The sequence below is a fragment of the Armatimonadota bacterium genome (assembly GCA_017993055.1).
Taxonomy (GTDB): Bacteria; Armatimonadota; UBA5829; order DTJY01; family DTJY01; genus JAGONM01.
In genome coordinates this window covers 167,085-183,916 of the sequence record JAGONM010000001.1, presented here as the reverse complement: position 1 = coordinate 183,916, position 16,832 = coordinate 167,085, and the positions used below count along the sequence as shown (strand labels likewise).

The following is a 16,832-nucleotide window of genomic DNA, read 5'->3' as shown; positions in this document are numbered from 1 at the left end:
GGATTACTGCGGAAGTGGCAAAGAGCAAGCTCTCGGAAGCCGAAGTCCAGGCGCTACTGGCCCTGTACGCTAAAAGCGGGGACAAGTTGCTCCGCGATCAGGTTATCAGCCAGTATCGAAACCTCGTGGAAGGTATCGCCCGCCGGTTCGTGGGGTCGGCCGAGCCCGTGGAAGACCTTGTTCAGGAAGGCTATATCGGCCTGATTACGGCCGCCGATCTCTACAATGCCGACAAGGGCGTCAAGTTCTCTACCTATGCCACGCACTTCATCGTCGGCACGATCAAGCACGCCCTCCGGGATCGCGGCAAGATCATCAAGGAGCCGGCCTGGCTGCAGGAGCTGAACTACAAGATGGATCGCGTCGTAAGCGCGCTCTGCCAGGAACTCGGCCGCCAGCCGACCGAGAGCGAGATCGGCCGAGTCATGCACCTTCCGGAGGAGCAGGTCGCCGACCTGCTGACTACGCGAGAGGTGTTCAAGGTCGCGTCGCTGGACATAGACCAGGATGACGGACCGTCGAACGGCGTTGACCTCGACAAGGTGCAGGATGACAGTTGCGTCACCTTCCAGCTGCCGGTTGAAGACAAGATCGTCCTCGAAACCTGCATGCACAAGCTGAAGACCATCGAGCAGAAGGTCATCCAGGAGTTCTACTACACGGGACTCAGCCAGACCGAGATCGCGAAGACGCTCGGCATATCCTGCAACTACGTGTCCCACATCCTCCGCAACGGTACGAGGAAGCTCCGCCGCATCCTTACGACCGAGGAGGTTAAGGAGGCGCAGGTCCAGCTTCAACTGGCCACCCGCAGGCCCGGAAGGGATGCCGACGATCTGCAGCCCGCCGTCGTGGACAGCGTCACCGGGCTGTACTCGGCTGAGTACATCGAGGCTCGGCTCGACGAGGAGGTCAGCCGCGCGCTTCGGTCCGGCTCGGAGCTTGCATACGGTATCGTGGCGGTAGACGGTCTCGAGGAGTTCAGGAAGCAGTTCGGAGTGATGCGCGGCGAGGATGTGTTCTACAGGATCGGGCTTGCCGTGAGGGATTGTGTTCGCCGATGCGATGTCGTCGGCAGAGCCGGTGACTCTGAGTTTGCGCTGATAATGCCTTACACCGGCGCTCAAGCCGTCAGGGTCGGCGCGAGAGTCTGCAAGGTCGTGATGAATACCGGTTTCGAGACGCCCCGGAACGGACCGCCGGCCCATTTCGGACTGCGGTTCGGGTGCTCGGTCTATCCGCACCAGTGCCGGTCTGCGCGCAAGCTCCTGTCCGCCGCCCGGACCAACCTGGAGAAGTCTGCGCCGCGCGAACTGCCGAAGGCTGCATAGCCGCACCATAGCATCGACAAGAAAGCTGGCGCGGGACGGAGTTCACCTCCGTCCCGCTTCTATTTGTGCCGCAGATTGAGTTGCCGAGCCTCACCCGAAGGAATCCTCTCTTTCGGACGGGAACTGTAGCAACACCACGACATTCCCGGAGTGTAATCGCCATGAGGCTCTTCCCTGCGATCCTTGCACTAGGAGTATCCGTCATCGGCGCGGTATCCGCCCAGGAGTTGTCGAACGGGTACTTCTCCCTCCACGCGAGGAACGGCTGTTTCGATTCGATGCGGTTCGACCCGTCCGGAAAGGGCAAGTACGGCGACAACCTGATCAAGGCGCTCTACATCGGCGAGCGGCCCGACCAGGATCGCCGTCTGCAAATGCCTCCTACAGTCGAGGCGAACGGTCTCACATTCCACGAACTCATCGCCCGCAGTCCGTTCACGGTCGAGCAAAAGGACGGCTCGGATCCGTTCCAACTCGCTCCCGGGAAGACGCTCGGCGTGAAGTTTGCCATCAAGTCGGGGATGCTCACCCGCGCGGGCGGCAAGTTCCCGACCTGGGGCGAGCCCGACTCCGCCTGCACGCTCTCGATCTATCGCCTGCCCGATGGCGACCTGGCGAGGAAGGAACTGATCGTCTCGCGCGAGCTTACGGGCATCGCGGATAACAGCGTGCAGACGATTGACTTCGATCCGCAGCCCGCCGGCGTCTTCTATCTCGAGATGTCCGGGCACACCGGCAAGACGATGGGATGGTGGGGCTCGCACAGAGGCGCCGCTCCCGATGCGGCCGCCGTCATTGACGGCAGCGAGGAGCCCGAAAAGGATCTCACGCTGATCTACTCCGGTTTCAACGAGGTGGTCGGCGACTGGAGCATCACGCTGGACGGATCGAAGCTGCAGAGCGCGTTCACCGGCGGGAATCTGCCGCTCACGTTCGTGACCCCGTGGGAGAAGGCCGGCTACGACCTCAGGAAGTTCCCGTTCAGCCGCTTCTACTCGGACACCGGCAGGCACGTCCTCCCGCAGCAGTGGAAGCGACGGCCCGCCGGTCATATCCAACACGGCAACTGGGTCTATGCGATGGGGAAGAGGAACTACGACCTCCGCTTCAACCTCAACGGGCAGAGCCTCAAGTGGGAGTTCACCGACGACGAAGCCTTGTGGAAGCTGAGCGGCCCGGCGCTCGATCTCGACCTCCTGCCGCATTCCGATGCGCTTCCCGACTACTATCCGGTCTTCTACTCCTCCGACAAGAAGACCACCAACCTCGTGAACCAGTTCTACTACAGCCACGGACTCAACTTCGGGGTCGGCACTCCGCCCGACTGGAAGGAGTGGCAGGCGCTCATCCTCGACTGGACCGACAGCCCGCAGACCTTCGAACAGCGCGGCCACTTCACCGGTGTCCAGCTCAGGGACGACGGATACGTCCGCACCTGGGGCGCGGACGACGGCTGGCCGTTCCCGTACAAAGACGAGGACAAGGACGGCAGGAACGACTACGACACCCGCCACTTCACCACCAACTCGTGCATTATCCTCGGCGCCTACCGCTACTTCGTCTGGAAGCGCGACACGGACTTCCTCAAGGAGATGATGCCGAAGCTCCGATCCATGATGGAGTTCCAGCTCAACGACCTCCATGGCACGGACGGCATCATCGTGATAGACGCCGTGGGCCACGAGGGACGTCACGACGGCATCGGAAGCAACTACTGGGACATCCTGCCGTTCGGGTACAAGGATGCCTTCTGCAACTCCTACTACTACGCGTCGCTCAAGGCGATGGGCGAACTTGAGCAGTTCTGCACCGACCAGGGCCTCGATCTCCCCGGCGATAAACGGACCCCCGAGTTCTACGCCAGGCTCCGCGACCGCGTCCGTCTCGGGTACAACCGCACGTTCTGGGATGACGCCAAGGGGCGCTACGTCGGCTGCGTGGACACCGACGGCGTGAAGCACGACTACGGCTTCACCTTCGTGAACGTCGAGGCGATGGCCTACGATCTGGCCGACAAGCCGCAGGTCGAGCGCGTCTACAGGTGGATGGAGGCCCAGCCGACCTCCACCGGCAAGGCGGACACCTACTCCGCCTGGGTCTTCGCCCCCCGTGCCAACACGATTCACAACCCGCCGCGTGACGAGCCTCAGCATCCGAAGCCGAGTTGGTGGCACTTCGGCTGGATGGGCACTCCCTACGGCGAGCAGTGCCAGGACGGAGGCGCGATCCTCTACACCTCCGGCTACGATATCATCGCCCGCGCAAAGTATCTCGGCGCGGACAACGCATACAAGCGCATGACCGAGATGCTCGGCCGCTACGACATGCCCGACCGACTGATGGGCGGCAACCCGCTCTACACCGGCGAGAACTCGCAGGGTGGGGGAAACGGCGCGGGCTCGGTCGGGGTCGAGGGGGAGTTCCCTGAGAGCGGCCTCGCGCCGGCATCGTACCTGTACGCGTTCCTCGGCGTAGATGCGGACATCACCGGGATGAGGATCAAGCCGAACCTCCCGTCGACTGTGAAGTACGCCGGCGTCCGAAACCTCTCCTACGCCGGCACGCGGTACGATATCAAGGTTACCAGGGACTCGGTCGAGATCACGCCGCTCAACATCCTGAACCCGACCACCATCAAACGAGAGCTCAAGCCCGGCGAGACGTTCGTGCTGACTCCGGCGACGGTGAGGAAGTGATGGCCTCCGATGTCCGGGCGACTGAAGTCATGGCAACGACTGCACGAAGTGTCCCTGCGGACACTGGAGACCCCGGTCGACGCAGGTCGAATTCGTGCCCTTGTTGCCGCGGTTTCAACTGCCTGGCAATCTGGCTGGTCTTGCTCACTCTCTCGCTCTCCGGTTGCTCCACCAGGACCACGGACACCGCAGTGCACCTCCGGTTCAGCATCCTCGGCGCGAAGCAGGAGGCCGACCTCGCCAACGCCCTGGCGAGGGGCTTCGAGGCCGAGCACCCGGACATCGAGATAGATGTCGAGCCGGTCGCCGGGATGGGCTACGACATCAAGCTCATCATGCAGTCCGCGTCCGGGACCGTTCCCGACGTGCTCTTCCTCGCCGATTCGCTCGTCCCGACTTTCACCAAGTACAACGTCGTCCGCGACTTGAACGAGTTCATCAAGAAGGACCCCGAGTTCCCGATCGGCGACATCTATCCCCAGATGCTCGCCACCGGGATGGACAAGCAGGGGCGGATCTTCCAGCTCCCCCGCGAGCTTGGCGTCGTCGTGATGTTCTACAACCGCACGCTCTTCCGCAAGGCCGGGCTCCCCGACCCGCCGCCGGACTGGACGCACGAGGACTTCCTCCGCATGGCGAAGAAGCTCACCCTCCGCGACGATCAGGGCCGCATCATCCAATACGGATTCACCGCGAGCTATACGTGGTGCGGGGTCTACGCGCCGTGGGTCGCGTCGGAGGGCGGTCGGGTGGTGACCAAGGACGGGAAGTGGGCCGCGTTCAGCTCGCCGGAATCGCTCAAGGGGTTGAAGAACCTCATCGAACTGGTCACCGTGGAGAGGGTCGCGCTCCCGCCGAACCGAAGCATCACGATCCCCGGGGTAGACCCCTTCGCGGCCGGGAAGATCGCCATGCAGCCGCAGGTCTTCCCGCAGGTGCCGCTTTACCGCGCGACGATGAAGGCCTTCGATTGGGACGTCCAGGTGATGCCCAGGGGATCGGTGAAGCACGTCACGAACATGGGCGCGGCTGGATACGGCATGTCCACGAACACGAAACACCCGAAGGAGGCCTGGGAGTTCCTGAAGTACATCGTCAGCCGCGAGGGCCAGACGATCCTCGCGAAGTCCGGCAGCGGCATCCCGTGCCTGAAATCAATGGCGAAAGACCCCGTCTGGCGCAAGCCGGGGCATCCGAAGAACTACGACGCGTTCATCAACTCTGTCGAGATCGGCATGGGCTGGGACGACTTCCTCATCCTCACCCGCCCCGAGGTCCAGGACGCGGTGAACCAGGCCTTCGAGAAGTCGTTCCTCGGCAAGGCCTCCGTCGAATCTGCCTTCAAGGAAGCGGATGCGAAGATCAACAAAGTGCTCGAGGAGTCCGGTCGGTCTGACTAGACCCGCCCGCTTCGCCTTCTCCGGCACAACCCTGCTAGTGCTACGTAGCATTAGTAGGACTTGGTTGCATCCCAATAGTCGGCCTGCATGGCCTTTTTGTCGACGCTCGTCCAGACGCTGGTTTTGAAACCGCCCCGGGCAACCTCCTCCAGTTTCGCCAGATCCGGATGAAAGAAGGCCTCGAATACGGCGATGTCCCAAAGGATGCGCTGGGCAGAGTTCGGCTCCCGAGATTCCCAGCGGCTGACCAGGTAATCGCGAATTCCCCCGTTGTCTTTGAAGTGTACATCGACGTCGGCTTTGGCCCAATAGAAGTCGCGCAGGGTACTGGCCGCCATTACGTGAAGTTCAACACCGCTGTTGAGTAGGCAGGCAGCAGCGTTCTGATCGCCCTGGCAATTGAACTCATCCGTCTGAAGCTGTCCATGAATGTAGTCGTAGCCCATAACGTAAACAGCAATCTTGTCCCTGATGCCTGGGTCAATCGGCAGTGCGGAAGCTACATTCGTATACGCCCCGAGAACGAAGATACGGAGTTTCCTGCCGGCAGCCGTTTCCTTCGCCTTGGAGATGATGTCTCGAGCGGCGGGTGAATCGACCGGCGTGGATGAGTTCGGCATTGGCTTATTCGCCCCAAGCGGATGGGAAACACGATCCGTCAGTTTCATAAGCGAGAGTATTTCCTCGTTCATCTTCTGGCTCTGGCGAGCGCCTTCGGCGAAACTCGTATCTCTCCAGCTCATCGAGGACAGACCGACGACTTCAAATCCCTCTTCGCCAAGAGCCTCCCGTACTTCAGGTCGATGGGCGGCTGGGAAGGCCTGGCCAAACACGCGCGCGAGGGCCATCACGCCGTGGGGACGATGTCCTGCCGTGCCGACGGCTGGTTCGGAGTCCGCGCCTATAGCCGCGAGGGGGTCTTGGTCACCCGTCTCGTCGTTGAGTTTGGTGTGCGCAACGGGACCTGGCCAGTACGTGATGATCGGATCGCCGATCTTCCATCGCTAAGCGGCTGTCTTTTCCGCGCCCAAAGCCAATGGAGCCGAGAGGAGCATGGCGGCACAGATTACGACGATCGAAATTCACAATTGCAGCCCACTTATAACGGAAGAAACTCGATTCCATCAGGTTTCAGATTGAAGCGGCGGGCGCGGATGGCGCTGCCGCCGCCTTCCGTGTAGTAAACAATAAGAATGCTGTGATCCTTCAATTCAACGGTGGCGGGGTAGGCTCCAATGCACGAATCAATCAAGTATGGTCCCTGCCAGGTTTTTGTATCGTCATGGCTGACGTGGATGGATGTTTTCGGAAGACGATGGCTCAGGATGATCGTGCCGTCGCTCAGGCGGTTCAGGTGCGGGGCGTGGGCCGGGAAGCCGACTTTCTTCGCCTCGGTCCATGACTTTGCCTCATCGTCACTGACCGCGTAATACATGTCGTCGGTAAAGGAACGCATCGCCGCATACAGCCGACCGTCGGCGAGGCGGATGACGTCGGTCTCGGCGTTGAGTCCGACGCCTTCCGGCGCTCCGATGACGACGGGAGTTTCCCAAGTCCGGCAACGATCCGTGGAGCGGGCGGTGCCGGCGACGCTGAGCCCCGTCTCTTCGTCGCCGCGATACAGCCCCAGTACGCAAGTGCCGTCGGGAAGCTGGCGGACGGGGGCGGAGCAAAGCCAGCCGGGAATGGCTTCGCGGGCCTGCGGCTCCCACGTCTTGCCGTTATCGCGGCTGAGGACGATCTGCACGCCGGTCTCCATGCTCGGCAAATCGTAGTTCTTCGGGTCCTTGAGTGTCTTCAGCCGCTGACGGTTCTTTTCGGCGACCGAGAAGAAGGTGCAGACCACCGTGCCGTCGTCGAGTTGGGAAAGATGCGGGTCACGATTGTCATCCGCGTCATCGTAGAGCACCGCAGGTGACGTCCAGGTGCGGCCTTCGTCGGAAGAGCGGACCAGGCAAAGACGGCCGCCGAGCGGAAAATCATCGGTCGCGAGCGAGACGTGATTGTAGCCAGCGTAGAAGGCCACGAGGATGTCGCCGTTCTTGAGGCGGCAGGCGTCGGGGAAGGCTTGATACGAGTGCGCCTGCCCGCCCTTGGAAATCACGATGGGATCGACCGAAACCGCCGACTTCGCGGTTGCGAGCGCGGAAGCTTTCGTCGCTTCCCAGTAATCGGCTTTCATGCCTGGCAGATCAACCCGGGTCCAAAGGTGAAGTTTGGCACCTTCGTGCTCGATCTCCTGCAGGGTCGCCAACTGCGGCCGCAGCACGGCCTCGAAGACCGCGATGTCCCAGAGAATGCGCTGGGTGTCCTTGGGGCTGTGGGTTTCCCAACGCTTGACCAGATAGTCGGGCACCCCGCCTCTGCCTTTGAAGTGAGCGTCCAATTCGGCCTTGCTCCAAAAGAAGTCGCCGAGCGCGCTGTTTTGCATGACTTTCAGTTCGGCGCCGCTCTTGAGGAGGTGCGCGGCGGCGTGCAGGTCTCCCAAGGTATTAAATTCAGTCGGAGTGAGCCGCTTGTCATCGTAGCGGAAACCCATGACATGCACGGCCATTCTGTCTTTGATGCCAGGCTCAAGCAGCAGCGCGGAGGCGACGGTGGTGTAAGCTCCGAGCACAAACACCTGTAATTTCCGCCCGTCCGGCATCGCCTTCGCCTTGGCGATGATGTCTCGCGCGGCGGGTGAATCGACCGGCGTGGCGGCGGCGGGCATCGGTTTCAGAGCCCCGATCGGATGCGAGACACGATCCGTGAGGTTCAGCATAGCGAGCAGTTCCTCGTTCATCTTCTGGCTGGTCCGGGTATTGGCCCCGAAGTCCTTCGGTTCCCCCCAGCCAGCCGAGGACAGGCCGACGACATTGAACTCGGGGGCGAGCAGTGCCCGGTAGATGGCGAAGGGGTCGTCCACCTCGTTTGCCGTGTCGGTGTCAATGTAAACGCGAGGTTTCATTGGCCCACTCACGGCCATGCTGACGATGGGAAACAGGGATTGAGCCTGTCGTTGCATCCCGATGTCCGTGTAGTGGACGCCGTCCACGGTGCCTTCGCCGTCGTCGCCGATGAAGTCATCAGGAGCGACGATCACCAGTCCCTTTACGCCATCCTTTTGCAGACTCTGGACGGCGAATTCCTGATCGCGGGTTCTCTCGGTCGGATGGGCGTCGGGGCGAATCATCGATTGGCCCATAAAAAGGATCGGCGTGACGGGGTGGGCTTTGCGAATGGCTTGCACCAGCTTTGTCACCTGATCCAGGAACATTTCCTTGCCCGTTCCCATGTTCCAGGTGCAGTCGATGACATACGCCGCCGCGTCGATTTCGGCGAGCACCTCGCCGACGGGCGGTGCCATATCACCCGAGGCGGAGAAACCCAGGTTGATCACCGGTCGGTCGAGCATGCGGCCAAGAATCGATGTCCAGATCATCCCAGGCCGCGATGCGCATCCGCCTTGGGTGATCGATGTTCCGTAAACGACGAGCGCCTTGCGCAGACCATCGGGCCGCGAAGCCGGCATTTCCAGATGGGCGTCCGGTGGCACTCCGATTTCCAGGGACTTCATGCCGTTGTATGCGGGCAGGTAGAGCAGGCACTCTCGCCCCGCTTTGGCACCATCCGGGAATTCGAGAGTGGCGAGATTGCCGTCCTGTTTGTGCGGCCTGCCGTTTCCGATGAACCGCCACGAGCCATCGGCGGTGCGGGCGTAAAGATCCAAGCCGCTGCATCCGGTCGCGGGCATGTGCGGCATGGCGAGCGATGCGCTGGTGAGCGACCATCGCACGCTCACGGTCGCAGCGTCGGTGGTGAATCGAATACAGATGCCGGCGCTTTCCTTGCTCTGGTCCCACGCCGTGGAATTGACCTTCGTCTTGGCGGAAGCCGGAAGCCGGTCGAAAGGGTCTGTGGTGTTGGTCCAGCCCTTGCCTTCGACCTCGAGCGAAGTGGCGTCACGCCATTGTACGTCCTGCCCCCTGGCATGATCAGCATGCAGGCTGAACATAACCAGAAGCACCAACACAATACATCTCTTAATAGTCACGATTGGCTGCCAATCGGATTTGCATCATCCGGCCTCTCCTGAACGATGATCGGTCACACATACCTCCATTCGCTATCAGCGCTGGTTGCTCCTTTGTTCCCGGTAAGCATCCGGCATTCCGGGGTGCGGCAGCAGGGGAAGCGGGAGTGGAGGCAGAATGAGATGAAGAGGAGAGGGAATGTGAGCAACCTACGTCGCCGAGAATCCATCGAGGGGTATCTGTTCGTCGCGCCTTTGCTCGTCGGGCTGATCGTGTTCACCGCCGGGCCGATGCTCGCGTCGCTGGCGATCAGCTTCTGCAAGTACAACCTCTTCAGCCCGCCGAAGTTCATCGGCGTCGGGAACTACACCGAGCTGGCGCGCGACCCGCTCTTCTGGCAGTCCCTGAAGGTCACCATGATCTACTCATTCGTCAGCGTCCCGATCGGCCTCAGCCTCGGACTCGCGGTCGCGCTGCTGATGAACCAGAAGATCCGCGGCATCGCCGTCTTCCGCACGATCTACTACCTCCCGGCGGTCGTCTCGGGCGTGGCGGTCGCGCTCCTGTGGATATGGATCTTCGACCCCTCCTACGGGCTCGGCAACGTCGTGCTCCGGGCGTTCGGACTCCCGCCGGTGGGGTGGCTCTCCGACCCGCGGACCTCGCTCCTGTCGCTTATCCTGATGAGTTTCTGGGGAGTCGGCGGCGGGATGGTGATCTACCTAGCCGGCCTGCAGTCCGTGCCTCAGCATCTCTACGAGGCCGCGTCGCTCGATGGGGCCGGTGTCTGGTCTAAGTTCCGGCACGTGACGATCCCGATGCTCACGCCGGTGATCTTCTACAACCTGATCATGGGGATCATCGGCAGCTTCCAGGTGTTCACGCAGGCGTTCGTGATGACGAACGGCGGCCCGGTGAACAGCACCCTCTTCTACGTGCTCTACCTCTTCCGCCAGGCGTTCAACTACTACCACATGGGCTATGCGTCCGCGATGGCCTGGGTGCTCTTCGTGATCATCCTCGTGCTCACGATGCTGGTCTTCAAGTCCTCCGCCGCCTGGGTCTACTACGAAGGCGAGAGACGCCGATGAGAACACAGAAGACACAGATGGCGGAGGACGACAGAGAGAAGGAATGAAACCGAACCGACAACTGGCCAGCCTTGCGACGAAGGGGTTGACATACGCCGTGCTGCTCGCGGGATCGGTGGGGATGATGCTGCCGTTCCTCTGGATGTGCTCGACCGCGCTGAAGTCGGCGGACAAGGTGATGGCCTACCCGCCTCAGTGGATCCCGCACCCGATGGTCTGGCGCAACTTCATCGAGGGGTGGGCGAGCCTGCCGTTCACGCTCTACCTGAGGAACACCTGCATCATCACCGGCACGGTCATCGCCGGCGTGCTCCTGACGGCCTCGATGGCGGGGTACGCCTTCTCCCGCCTCCGATTCCCCGGGCGGGATGCGCTCTTCATCGTCACGCTCGCAACCATGATGCTCCCGGCGCAGGTCACGATGATCCCCGTCTACCTCATGTTCCGCGACATCGGTTGGCTGAACACGTTCAAGCCGCTCACGATCGGCGCGTGGCTCGGCGGCGGGGCGTTCAACATCTTCCTGCTCCGGCAGTTCATGCTCACGATCCCGCTCGAGCTGGAGGACGCCGCGCGGATAGACGGGTGCGGATCCTTCGGCATCTACCGGCAGATCATGCTCCCGCTGATCAAGCCGTGCCTGGCCGTGATCGCGATCTTCACGTTCATCGGCACGTGGAACGACTTCATGGGTCCGCTGATCTACCTCACCACGCCGGACAAGCTGACCCTCGCGCTCGGCCTCCAGTTCTTCCAGGGGCACTACGGGGTCACTCTGCATTACCTCATGGCGGTCTCGCTCGTCGTGATGGCCCCCTGCCTGATCCTCTTCTTCGTAGCGCAGAAGTACTTCATCTCGGGGATCGCGCTCTCGGGCATCAAGGGATGAGTCCGATGGCCCCCGCCTTCGCCTGACCTTGAGAGAACGGGTGCGTCGCTCTAGGCTCGTGCTGGTGGCGACCTTATTCCTGAACCCGGAGACAGCTGGGAAATGAGCCGTGCACAAGATACTCGATATGACCTGCCAAAGGGGCTTGACAGACGAGCCGGCGCGGTGTATCATATATGTGGAATACACACTTACTGGTGGAATACGGTGCGAAGACAGTTCTGTCCCAGGCACGGAGCGGGGGGTCCTCCTTGCTCCTGCAGCATGGGGAAACTATCCAGGCTAATCGAGCCTGTGGTCATAATGGCGATCAAGCAGCATCCGAACACGCACGGGTACGATCTGATCCAGCACGTTCAGAAGCTGGCGATGACCGACTCCGAAATCGAGCCGGGCGCAGTCTACCGAATGCTGCGCCAACTGGAGGCGAACGGGATGGTCGTCTCTTCCTGGGAGTTCGGCTCGCACGGACCGGCGAGACGCTGCTACTCGCTCACGCCTGAAGGCGAAGTGCATCTCACGGAGTGGGCGCAGATCATCGAGAAGCGGCGCGCTGAGATGGACGAATTCCTCAGGGAATTCGAGGACGCACAGAAGAGTTCAGCAGCCGGCAGAGTTGGTTGACGCGACTCGCGCTCCGCGTTGCTTCCCTCTTTTTTTTGCGGATAATAGGTGTAAAATACACCTAATAGCCCAGACAGGGCGAATAGACGAAACGGAGGTTACAAAATGCGTCACAGAAACATGTACTACGCGACCGGACTCCCGGGCTGGATGCGATTCGGATACAGCCCCGGATGGGTCGGCCGGAGTGCGAGCGGACTCGGGCCTTGTGCCCAGTTCATGATGTCGGGCCAGTGGCCTACTCCGCAGATGGAGCAGGCCTGGCAGGGTGCCGAGCCCACTGGATTCGACAGGGTAGCTCTGCTGAAGAACCAGGCGGATATGCTCCAACAGCAGTTGGAGGCGATCAGAGCTCAGATCGCCGAGATCGAGAATCAGGAGGACTGACATGAAAGTTGCGGTATGCTCGACCGGAGACAATCTCGAGGCAATGGCCGATCCACGATTCGGCCGATGCGCTTACTTTCTCATCGTTGATACGGATTCCATGGTCTTCGAGGTTGTGGAAAACACCGCCGCGATGCAGGGACAGGGCGCGGGTATCGCGGCGGCCCAACTCGTCGCGTCGAAGGCTGTCGAAGCCGTCGTGGCCGGCAACTTCGGCCCGAATGCGTTTCAGGCGCTGAATGCAGGCGGCATCAGAATCTACACCGGCTCAAGTGGTTCGGTTCGACAGAACGTCGAGGCGCTCAAGGCCGGTCAACTCCAGCAGATCAGCGGAGCCAGCGTTCAGGCGCATTATGGAATGCCTCCGGGCCAGGCGCCGGGAGGCGGGCCCGCGCCGGGCGGTGGAATGGGAGGTGGCATGGGCCGTGGAGGTGGCATGGGTCGCGGAGGCGGTATGGGCCGTGGCGGAGGACGCGGTGGGCGCCGGTAGCATGCCTGCGAAAACCCCGAGTCTACCCGTTCTTTCGGTAGCGGCCGGCAAGGGCGGCACCGGCAAGACGCTCATCGCGACGAGCCTCGTCCTTGCCCTGAACGAGCGCCACCCCGGGGGAGTGCGGATTCTCGACTGCGACGTCGAAGAGCCGAACGCACACCTGCTGCTCCGGCCTGAGATCGCGAGTACGGAAACCGTGTCCGTGCTGGTTCCGTGCGTCAACAAGGTTCGGTGCGATGCCTGCGGCAAGTGCGCCGAGGTATGTCAGTACAGCGCGATCGCGGTCATCCGCGATGCCGTGCTGACCTTCCCGGAATTGTGCAGCGGTTGCGGCGCATGCGTCTACATCTGCCCTAGACGCGCCATTGACGAGGAGGCGCGTGAGGTCGGTGTTGTTTCGAGCGGCCGGACCCCGGAGGGCATCAAGTTCCACAGCGGCACGGTCCACGTAGGGGTCCAGCGCAGCGGCCCCGTCACCCGGGCCGTCAAGCGTCGGATCAGTGCCGACATGATCACCATAGTTGACGCTCCCCCGGGTACGGCATGCCCGATGCAGGAGACCGTCGAGTCGTCCGATTTCTGCATCCTGGTGACGGAGCCCACCCCATTCGGTCTGAGCGACCTGGGGGCGGCGGTCGAAACCTGCAAGGCGCTCAATGTCCCGTGCGGTGTCATCGTGAACAGGGACGGGCCGACCGATCCCGGCATCGAGGATTACTGTCTTCAGCAGCAGATACCTCTTCTGCTGAGAATACCGCAGTCCCGGGAGATCGCCGAAGCCTACTCCAGCGGTCATACGCTGACCGCAGCGCTTCCCGAATGGAAGGAAGCATTTCTCAATACGTACGACGAGATCGTGCGACTAACGAACACTCTTTCAGGAGGTGAAGAATATGCCAGGGTTTGATGGTACGGGTCCGAATGGACAAGGCCCGCTAACAGGTGGCGGCAGGGGCTATTGTGCTCTGCCCACCCAGTCGGGCGCTCCCAACCAGCAGGGCGCGCTCGGATTCTGGAGTCGCCTTCGCGGCTTCTGGCCGGGGGCCGGCATCGGCGTTAGGCCGTTTGGCCGCCGGGGCGGTGGCCGGGGCATGGGTCGCGGAATGGGCCGCGGCAGAGGCAGATGGTAATGAGCGGTGATGAGTGAGGAGCGTCAGGTGAGGGTACACGATGAGGCTTCACTCGTTGCTCCTCACTCATCTACAACTCGGGAGTCTACATGTGAACTCTGATAGAATGAGACAGATGACGGTTGTGAGTGGAAAGGGAGGAACCGGCAAGACGACGGTGCTCGGATCGTTCGCCGCGCTCTCCGAGAACAAGGTGCTTGCAGACTGCGATGTTGACGCGGCGAATCTCCACCTTCTTCTCCACCCGGATATCGAGGTGCGGAGTGATTTCTACGGCGCGAAGATCGCAGTCCGCGATGAAGAGAAGTGTGTCCGCTGTGGTATGTGCGAGCTAAGGTGCAGGTTCGATGCGATCACTTCCGAGGAAGTGGATGAGCTCGCCTGTGAAGGATGCGGGCTCTGCACTCTTGTCTGCCCGGCACATGCCCTGACCCTTGAGACCATCAAGAGCGGAGAGTACTACCTCTCAGCCACGAAGTACGGTCCGATGGCCCACGCGAAGCTCATGCCGGGAGGAGAAAGCTCCGGGCGTCTTGTCACGGTCGTTCGCCAACAGGCTGAAGACTTGGCCCTCCGAGACGGCAGGTATCTCATCCTGATAGACGGTCCCCCGGGGATCGGATGCACGGCTACGGCGTCGCTCACCGACGTAGACCTCGCGCTGGTAGTGACTGAGCCGACGCTCTCCGGCATGCACGACATGGAACGTGTGGTTCAACTTATCGAGCACTTCGGTCATCGGTGCGCGGTCATCATCAACAAGGTTGACCTGAATCCTGAGAACAGCGCGAGCATCCGTGAGTTTGCCTTGGAGCACGGAGTCCCGGTCGTCGGTGAGATACCCTTCGACGAGACGGTCACCCACGCGAACGCTGCCGGAAGACCGCTCGTCGAGTTCTCGAACGGTCCCGCGGCATCGGCAGTGAGGGAGGCTTGGGTCGGGACAGCGGGGTTGCTCACATGAGTTCGGCACACGCTGAGTGCTTTGCCTGCGGAGACCGGAATGTGCGAGGGCTGCATCTGGAGTTCCGACCCGCCGGTATGTCGCGGGTCAGCGCGGAGGGTAAGTTGGGCGAAGAATACCAGGGCTACCCGGGTCTGGTACAGGGAGGTATCGTCGCCACGCTGCTCGACTCGGCCATGACCAACTGCCTGTTTGCGGATGGTATAGAGGCAATGACGGTGCGGCTGAACGTTCGATTTAGGGAGCCGGTCGTGGTGAACCGCTGGATGACCGTTGCTGCATGTCTGGTCCGACGGCGGGGCAGGTTCTATGAGCTTGAGGCGTCCGTGCTGCAGAACGGGAGACAGAAGGCTACGGCTGAGGGCCGCTTCATCGGCGATAAGGGCCGCAGGGTGGTGGAAGTAGGAGACAATTGCTAGATACCCGTATCATCAATGAGCGTAAGATCGCAGATGCGCTTGATGCAGCCAGTACCGATCCCGGAGAGATACGTGACATAATCAGTAAGGCTCGGGAGATGCACGGCCTGGACCTGCCGGAAACTGCTTCCCTTCTTGCCGTACAGGATCGCGATCTGGAGCAGGAGATATTTGCCGCCGCGCGAGACGTCAAGCTGGCCATATACGGCAAGCGACTCGTCCTCTTTGCACCGTTGTATATCTCGAACCTCTGCAGCAACAACTGCCTGTACTGCGCGTTCCGTCGGGACAACCCGGACATCGTGCGGCGGACCTTGACTCTCTCCGAGGTGGGGAACGAAGTCCGGCTGCTGGAGGATCAGGGGCACAAGCGCCTGCTGATGCTCATGGGCGAGCATCCCACGGAGCGAAGCCTCGACTACTTTCTCTCAGCTATCGAAACGGCATACTCTACCCGGTCCGGCAAGGGGGAGATACGCAGGATCAACGTCGAGATCGCCCCACTCTCGATCGAGGACTTCCGGCGATTGAAGGAAGCGCGGATCGGCACATACGTCGTCTTCCAGGAGACCTACCATCGGGAGACGTACCGGCGGGTGCATCCCAGCGGAGTCAAGGCCGACTATGACTGGCGGCTCACCGCCATGGACAGGGCGATGCAGGCCGGCATAGATGACGTCGGCATCGGCGCGCTGTTCGGGCTGCATGACTACCGCTTCGAAGTGCTGGGACTCCTGATGCACGCGCGGTATCTTGACAGGACGTACGGGGTGGGGCCTCACACGATCTCCATTCCCAGGATATACCCGGCCAAGGGCGCTCCAATCTCCGACCGACCGCTTTCGCCCGTGACCGACGATCAGTTCAAGCGACTGGTGGCGGTGTTGCGACTATCCGTGCCCTACACCGGCATGATACTTTCGACCCGCGAGAGCCCCGGTCTGCGGCACCAGGTGTTCGACCTCGGTATCAGCCAGATCAGCGCGGGCTCGCGGACGAATCCCGGCGGATATGCCTCCGGGAAAGAGCATTCGCCGGATGACGAGCAGTTCTCGCTTGGGGACACGCGGCCCGTTGATGAGGTCATTCGTGCGGTGGTCGAGCAGGGCTACATCCCCAGCTTCTGCACCGGCTGCTACAGGCTTGGGCGCACCGGGCAGGATTTCATGGACCTTGCCAAGCCCGGCCTGATACAGGAGTTCTGCCTGCCGAATGCCATTCTGACATTCCAGGAATACGTGGAGGATTACGCGTCCGAGGCCACGCGAACCGCGAGTGAGAAACTGGCCCGGAGGATGATCGAGGACATACCGACCCCTGAGCGCCGAAGTGCGACTCGGGAGAGAATCACGCGTGTCAGAGCGGGAGAGAGGGATCTCTATTTCTAGCGCC

General features: G+C 61.6%; 14 protein-coding genes. 12 read left to right on the top strand and 2 right to left on the bottom strand.

Annotated elements, in window-relative coordinates:
* Window positions 1-14 precede the first annotated feature (14 nt).
* The 3 genes from KBC96_00815 to KBC96_00805 all read left to right on the top strand — a co-directional run bounded on the left by KBC96_00815 (window position 15) and on the right by KBC96_00805 (window position 5,427).
* Entirely contained in the window at window positions 15-1,331 is a 1,317-nt protein-coding gene (locus tag KBC96_00815) for a sigma-70 family RNA polymerase sigma factor (protein MBP6962925.1), read from the top strand.
* Window positions 1,332-1,492: 161 nt separating this feature from the next.
* Window positions 1,493-4,027 carry a hypothetical protein gene (locus KBC96_00810; GenBank protein ID MBP6962924.1) on the top strand — a complete coding sequence of 845 codons (2,535 nt, stop codon included), beginning with the start codon at window positions 1,493-1,495 and terminating at the stop codon, window positions 4,025-4,027.
* Between the two features lie 191 nt (window positions 4,028-4,218).
* The gene (locus KBC96_00805; GenBank protein MBP6962923.1) at window positions 4,219-5,427 is read left to right on the top strand and encodes a sugar ABC transporter substrate-binding protein; all 1,209 of its coding nucleotides are present in this window, start codon (window positions 4,219-4,221) and stop codon (window positions 5,425-5,427) included.
* A 50-nt stretch (window positions 5,428-5,477) separates the two neighbouring features.
* Here KBC96_00805 and KBC96_00800 read toward each other — a convergent pair whose 3' ends face one another.
* A complete protein-coding gene (locus KBC96_00800) occupies window positions 5,478-6,278 on the bottom strand; it encodes a nucleoside hydrolase (GenBank protein ID MBP6962922.1) in 801 nt (266 codons plus the stop codon).
* A 248-nt stretch (window positions 6,279-6,526) separates the two neighbouring features.
* Window positions 6,527-9,442 (bottom strand): exo-alpha-sialidase, encoded by a 2,916-nt coding sequence (locus KBC96_00795; protein ID MBP6962921.1) that lies wholly within the window; start codon window positions 9,440-9,442, stop codon window positions 6,527-6,529.
* 183 nt (window positions 9,443-9,625) lie between these two features.
* Between KBC96_00795 and KBC96_00790 the strand changes: the two genes are divergently transcribed.
* The 9 genes from KBC96_00790 (at window position 9,626) to hydG (ending at window position 16,828) form a co-directional block, all read left to right on the top strand.
* Window positions 9,626-10,534 (top strand): sugar ABC transporter permease, encoded by a 909-nt coding sequence (locus KBC96_00790; GenBank protein MBP6962920.1) that lies wholly within the window; start codon window positions 9,626-9,628, stop codon window positions 10,532-10,534.
* 43 nt (window positions 10,535-10,577) lie between these two features.
* The gene (locus KBC96_00785) at window positions 10,578-11,423 is read left to right on the top strand and encodes a carbohydrate ABC transporter permease (GenBank protein MBP6962919.1); all 846 of its coding nucleotides are present in this window, start codon (window positions 10,578-10,580) and stop codon (window positions 11,421-11,423) included.
* A gap of 303 nt (window positions 11,424-11,726) precedes the next feature.
* Window positions 11,727-12,047, top strand: a complete 321-nt coding sequence (locus KBC96_00780; protein ID MBP6962918.1) for a helix-turn-helix transcriptional regulator — start codon at window positions 11,727-11,729, stop codon at window positions 12,045-12,047.
* A 105-nt stretch (window positions 12,048-12,152) separates the two neighbouring features.
* Complete coding sequence (locus tag KBC96_00775; GenBank protein MBP6962917.1) at window positions 12,153-12,434, top strand: DUF5320 domain-containing protein; 282 nt, start codon at window positions 12,153-12,155, stop codon at window positions 12,432-12,434.
* A gap of 1 nt (window position 12,435) precedes the next feature.
* Window positions 12,436-12,924 carry a NifB/NifX family molybdenum-iron cluster-binding protein gene (locus KBC96_00770; GenBank protein MBP6962916.1) on the top strand — a complete coding sequence of 163 codons (489 nt, stop codon included), beginning with the start codon at window positions 12,436-12,438 and terminating at the stop codon, window positions 12,922-12,924.
* Window position 12,925: 1 nt separating this feature from the next.
* On the top strand, window positions 12,926-13,834 hold the full coding sequence (locus KBC96_00765; GenBank protein MBP6962915.1) for an ATP-binding protein: 909 nt from the start codon (window positions 12,926-12,928) through the stop codon (window positions 13,832-13,834).
* 329 nt (window positions 13,835-14,163) lie between these two features.
* Window positions 14,164-15,021, top strand: coding sequence for an ATP-binding protein (locus KBC96_00760; GenBank protein ID MBP6962914.1), 858 nt, complete (start codon window positions 14,164-14,166; stop codon window positions 15,019-15,021).
* 104 nt (window positions 15,022-15,125) lie between these two features.
* Entirely contained in the window at window positions 15,126-15,440 is a 315-nt protein-coding gene (locus KBC96_00755) for a PaaI family thioesterase (protein MBP6962913.1), read from the top strand.
* Entirely contained in the window at window positions 15,434-16,828 is a 1,395-nt protein-coding gene (gene hydG, locus KBC96_00750; protein ID MBP6962912.1) for a [FeFe] hydrogenase H-cluster radical SAM maturase HydG, read from the top strand. The genes KBC96_00755 and hydG overlap by 7 nt, the downstream gene beginning before the upstream one ends.
* Window positions 16,829-16,832: the final 4 nt, after the last annotated feature.

Excerpts from the sequence above, each read along its gene's own strand:
- KBC96_00810 (MBP6962924.1), top strand. The coding sequence starts at position 1,493 with ATGAGGCTCTTCCCTGCGATCCTTGCACTAGGAGTATCCGTCATCGGC.
- KBC96_00790 (MBP6962920.1), top strand. The coding sequence starts at position 9,626 with ATGAAGAGGAGAGGGAATGTGAGCAACCTACGTCGCCGAGAATCCATC.
- KBC96_00785 (MBP6962919.1), top strand. The coding sequence starts at position 10,578 with ATGAAACCGAACCGACAACTGGCCAGCCTTGCGACGAAGGGGTTGACA.
- KBC96_00780 (MBP6962918.1), top strand. The coding sequence starts at position 11,727 with ATGGCGATCAAGCAGCATCCGAACACGCACGGGTACGATCTGATCCAG.
- KBC96_00775 (MBP6962917.1), top strand. The coding sequence starts at position 12,153 with ATGCGTCACAGAAACATGTACTACGCGACCGGACTCCCGGGCTGGATG.
- KBC96_00770 (MBP6962916.1), top strand. The coding sequence starts at position 12,436 with ATGAAAGTTGCGGTATGCTCGACCGGAGACAATCTCGAGGCAATGGCC.
- KBC96_00765 (MBP6962915.1), top strand. The coding sequence starts at position 12,926 with ATGCCTGCGAAAACCCCGAGTCTACCCGTTCTTTCGGTAGCGGCCGGC.
- KBC96_00760 (MBP6962914.1), top strand. The coding sequence starts at position 14,164 with ATGAGACAGATGACGGTTGTGAGTGGAAAGGGAGGAACCGGCAAGACG.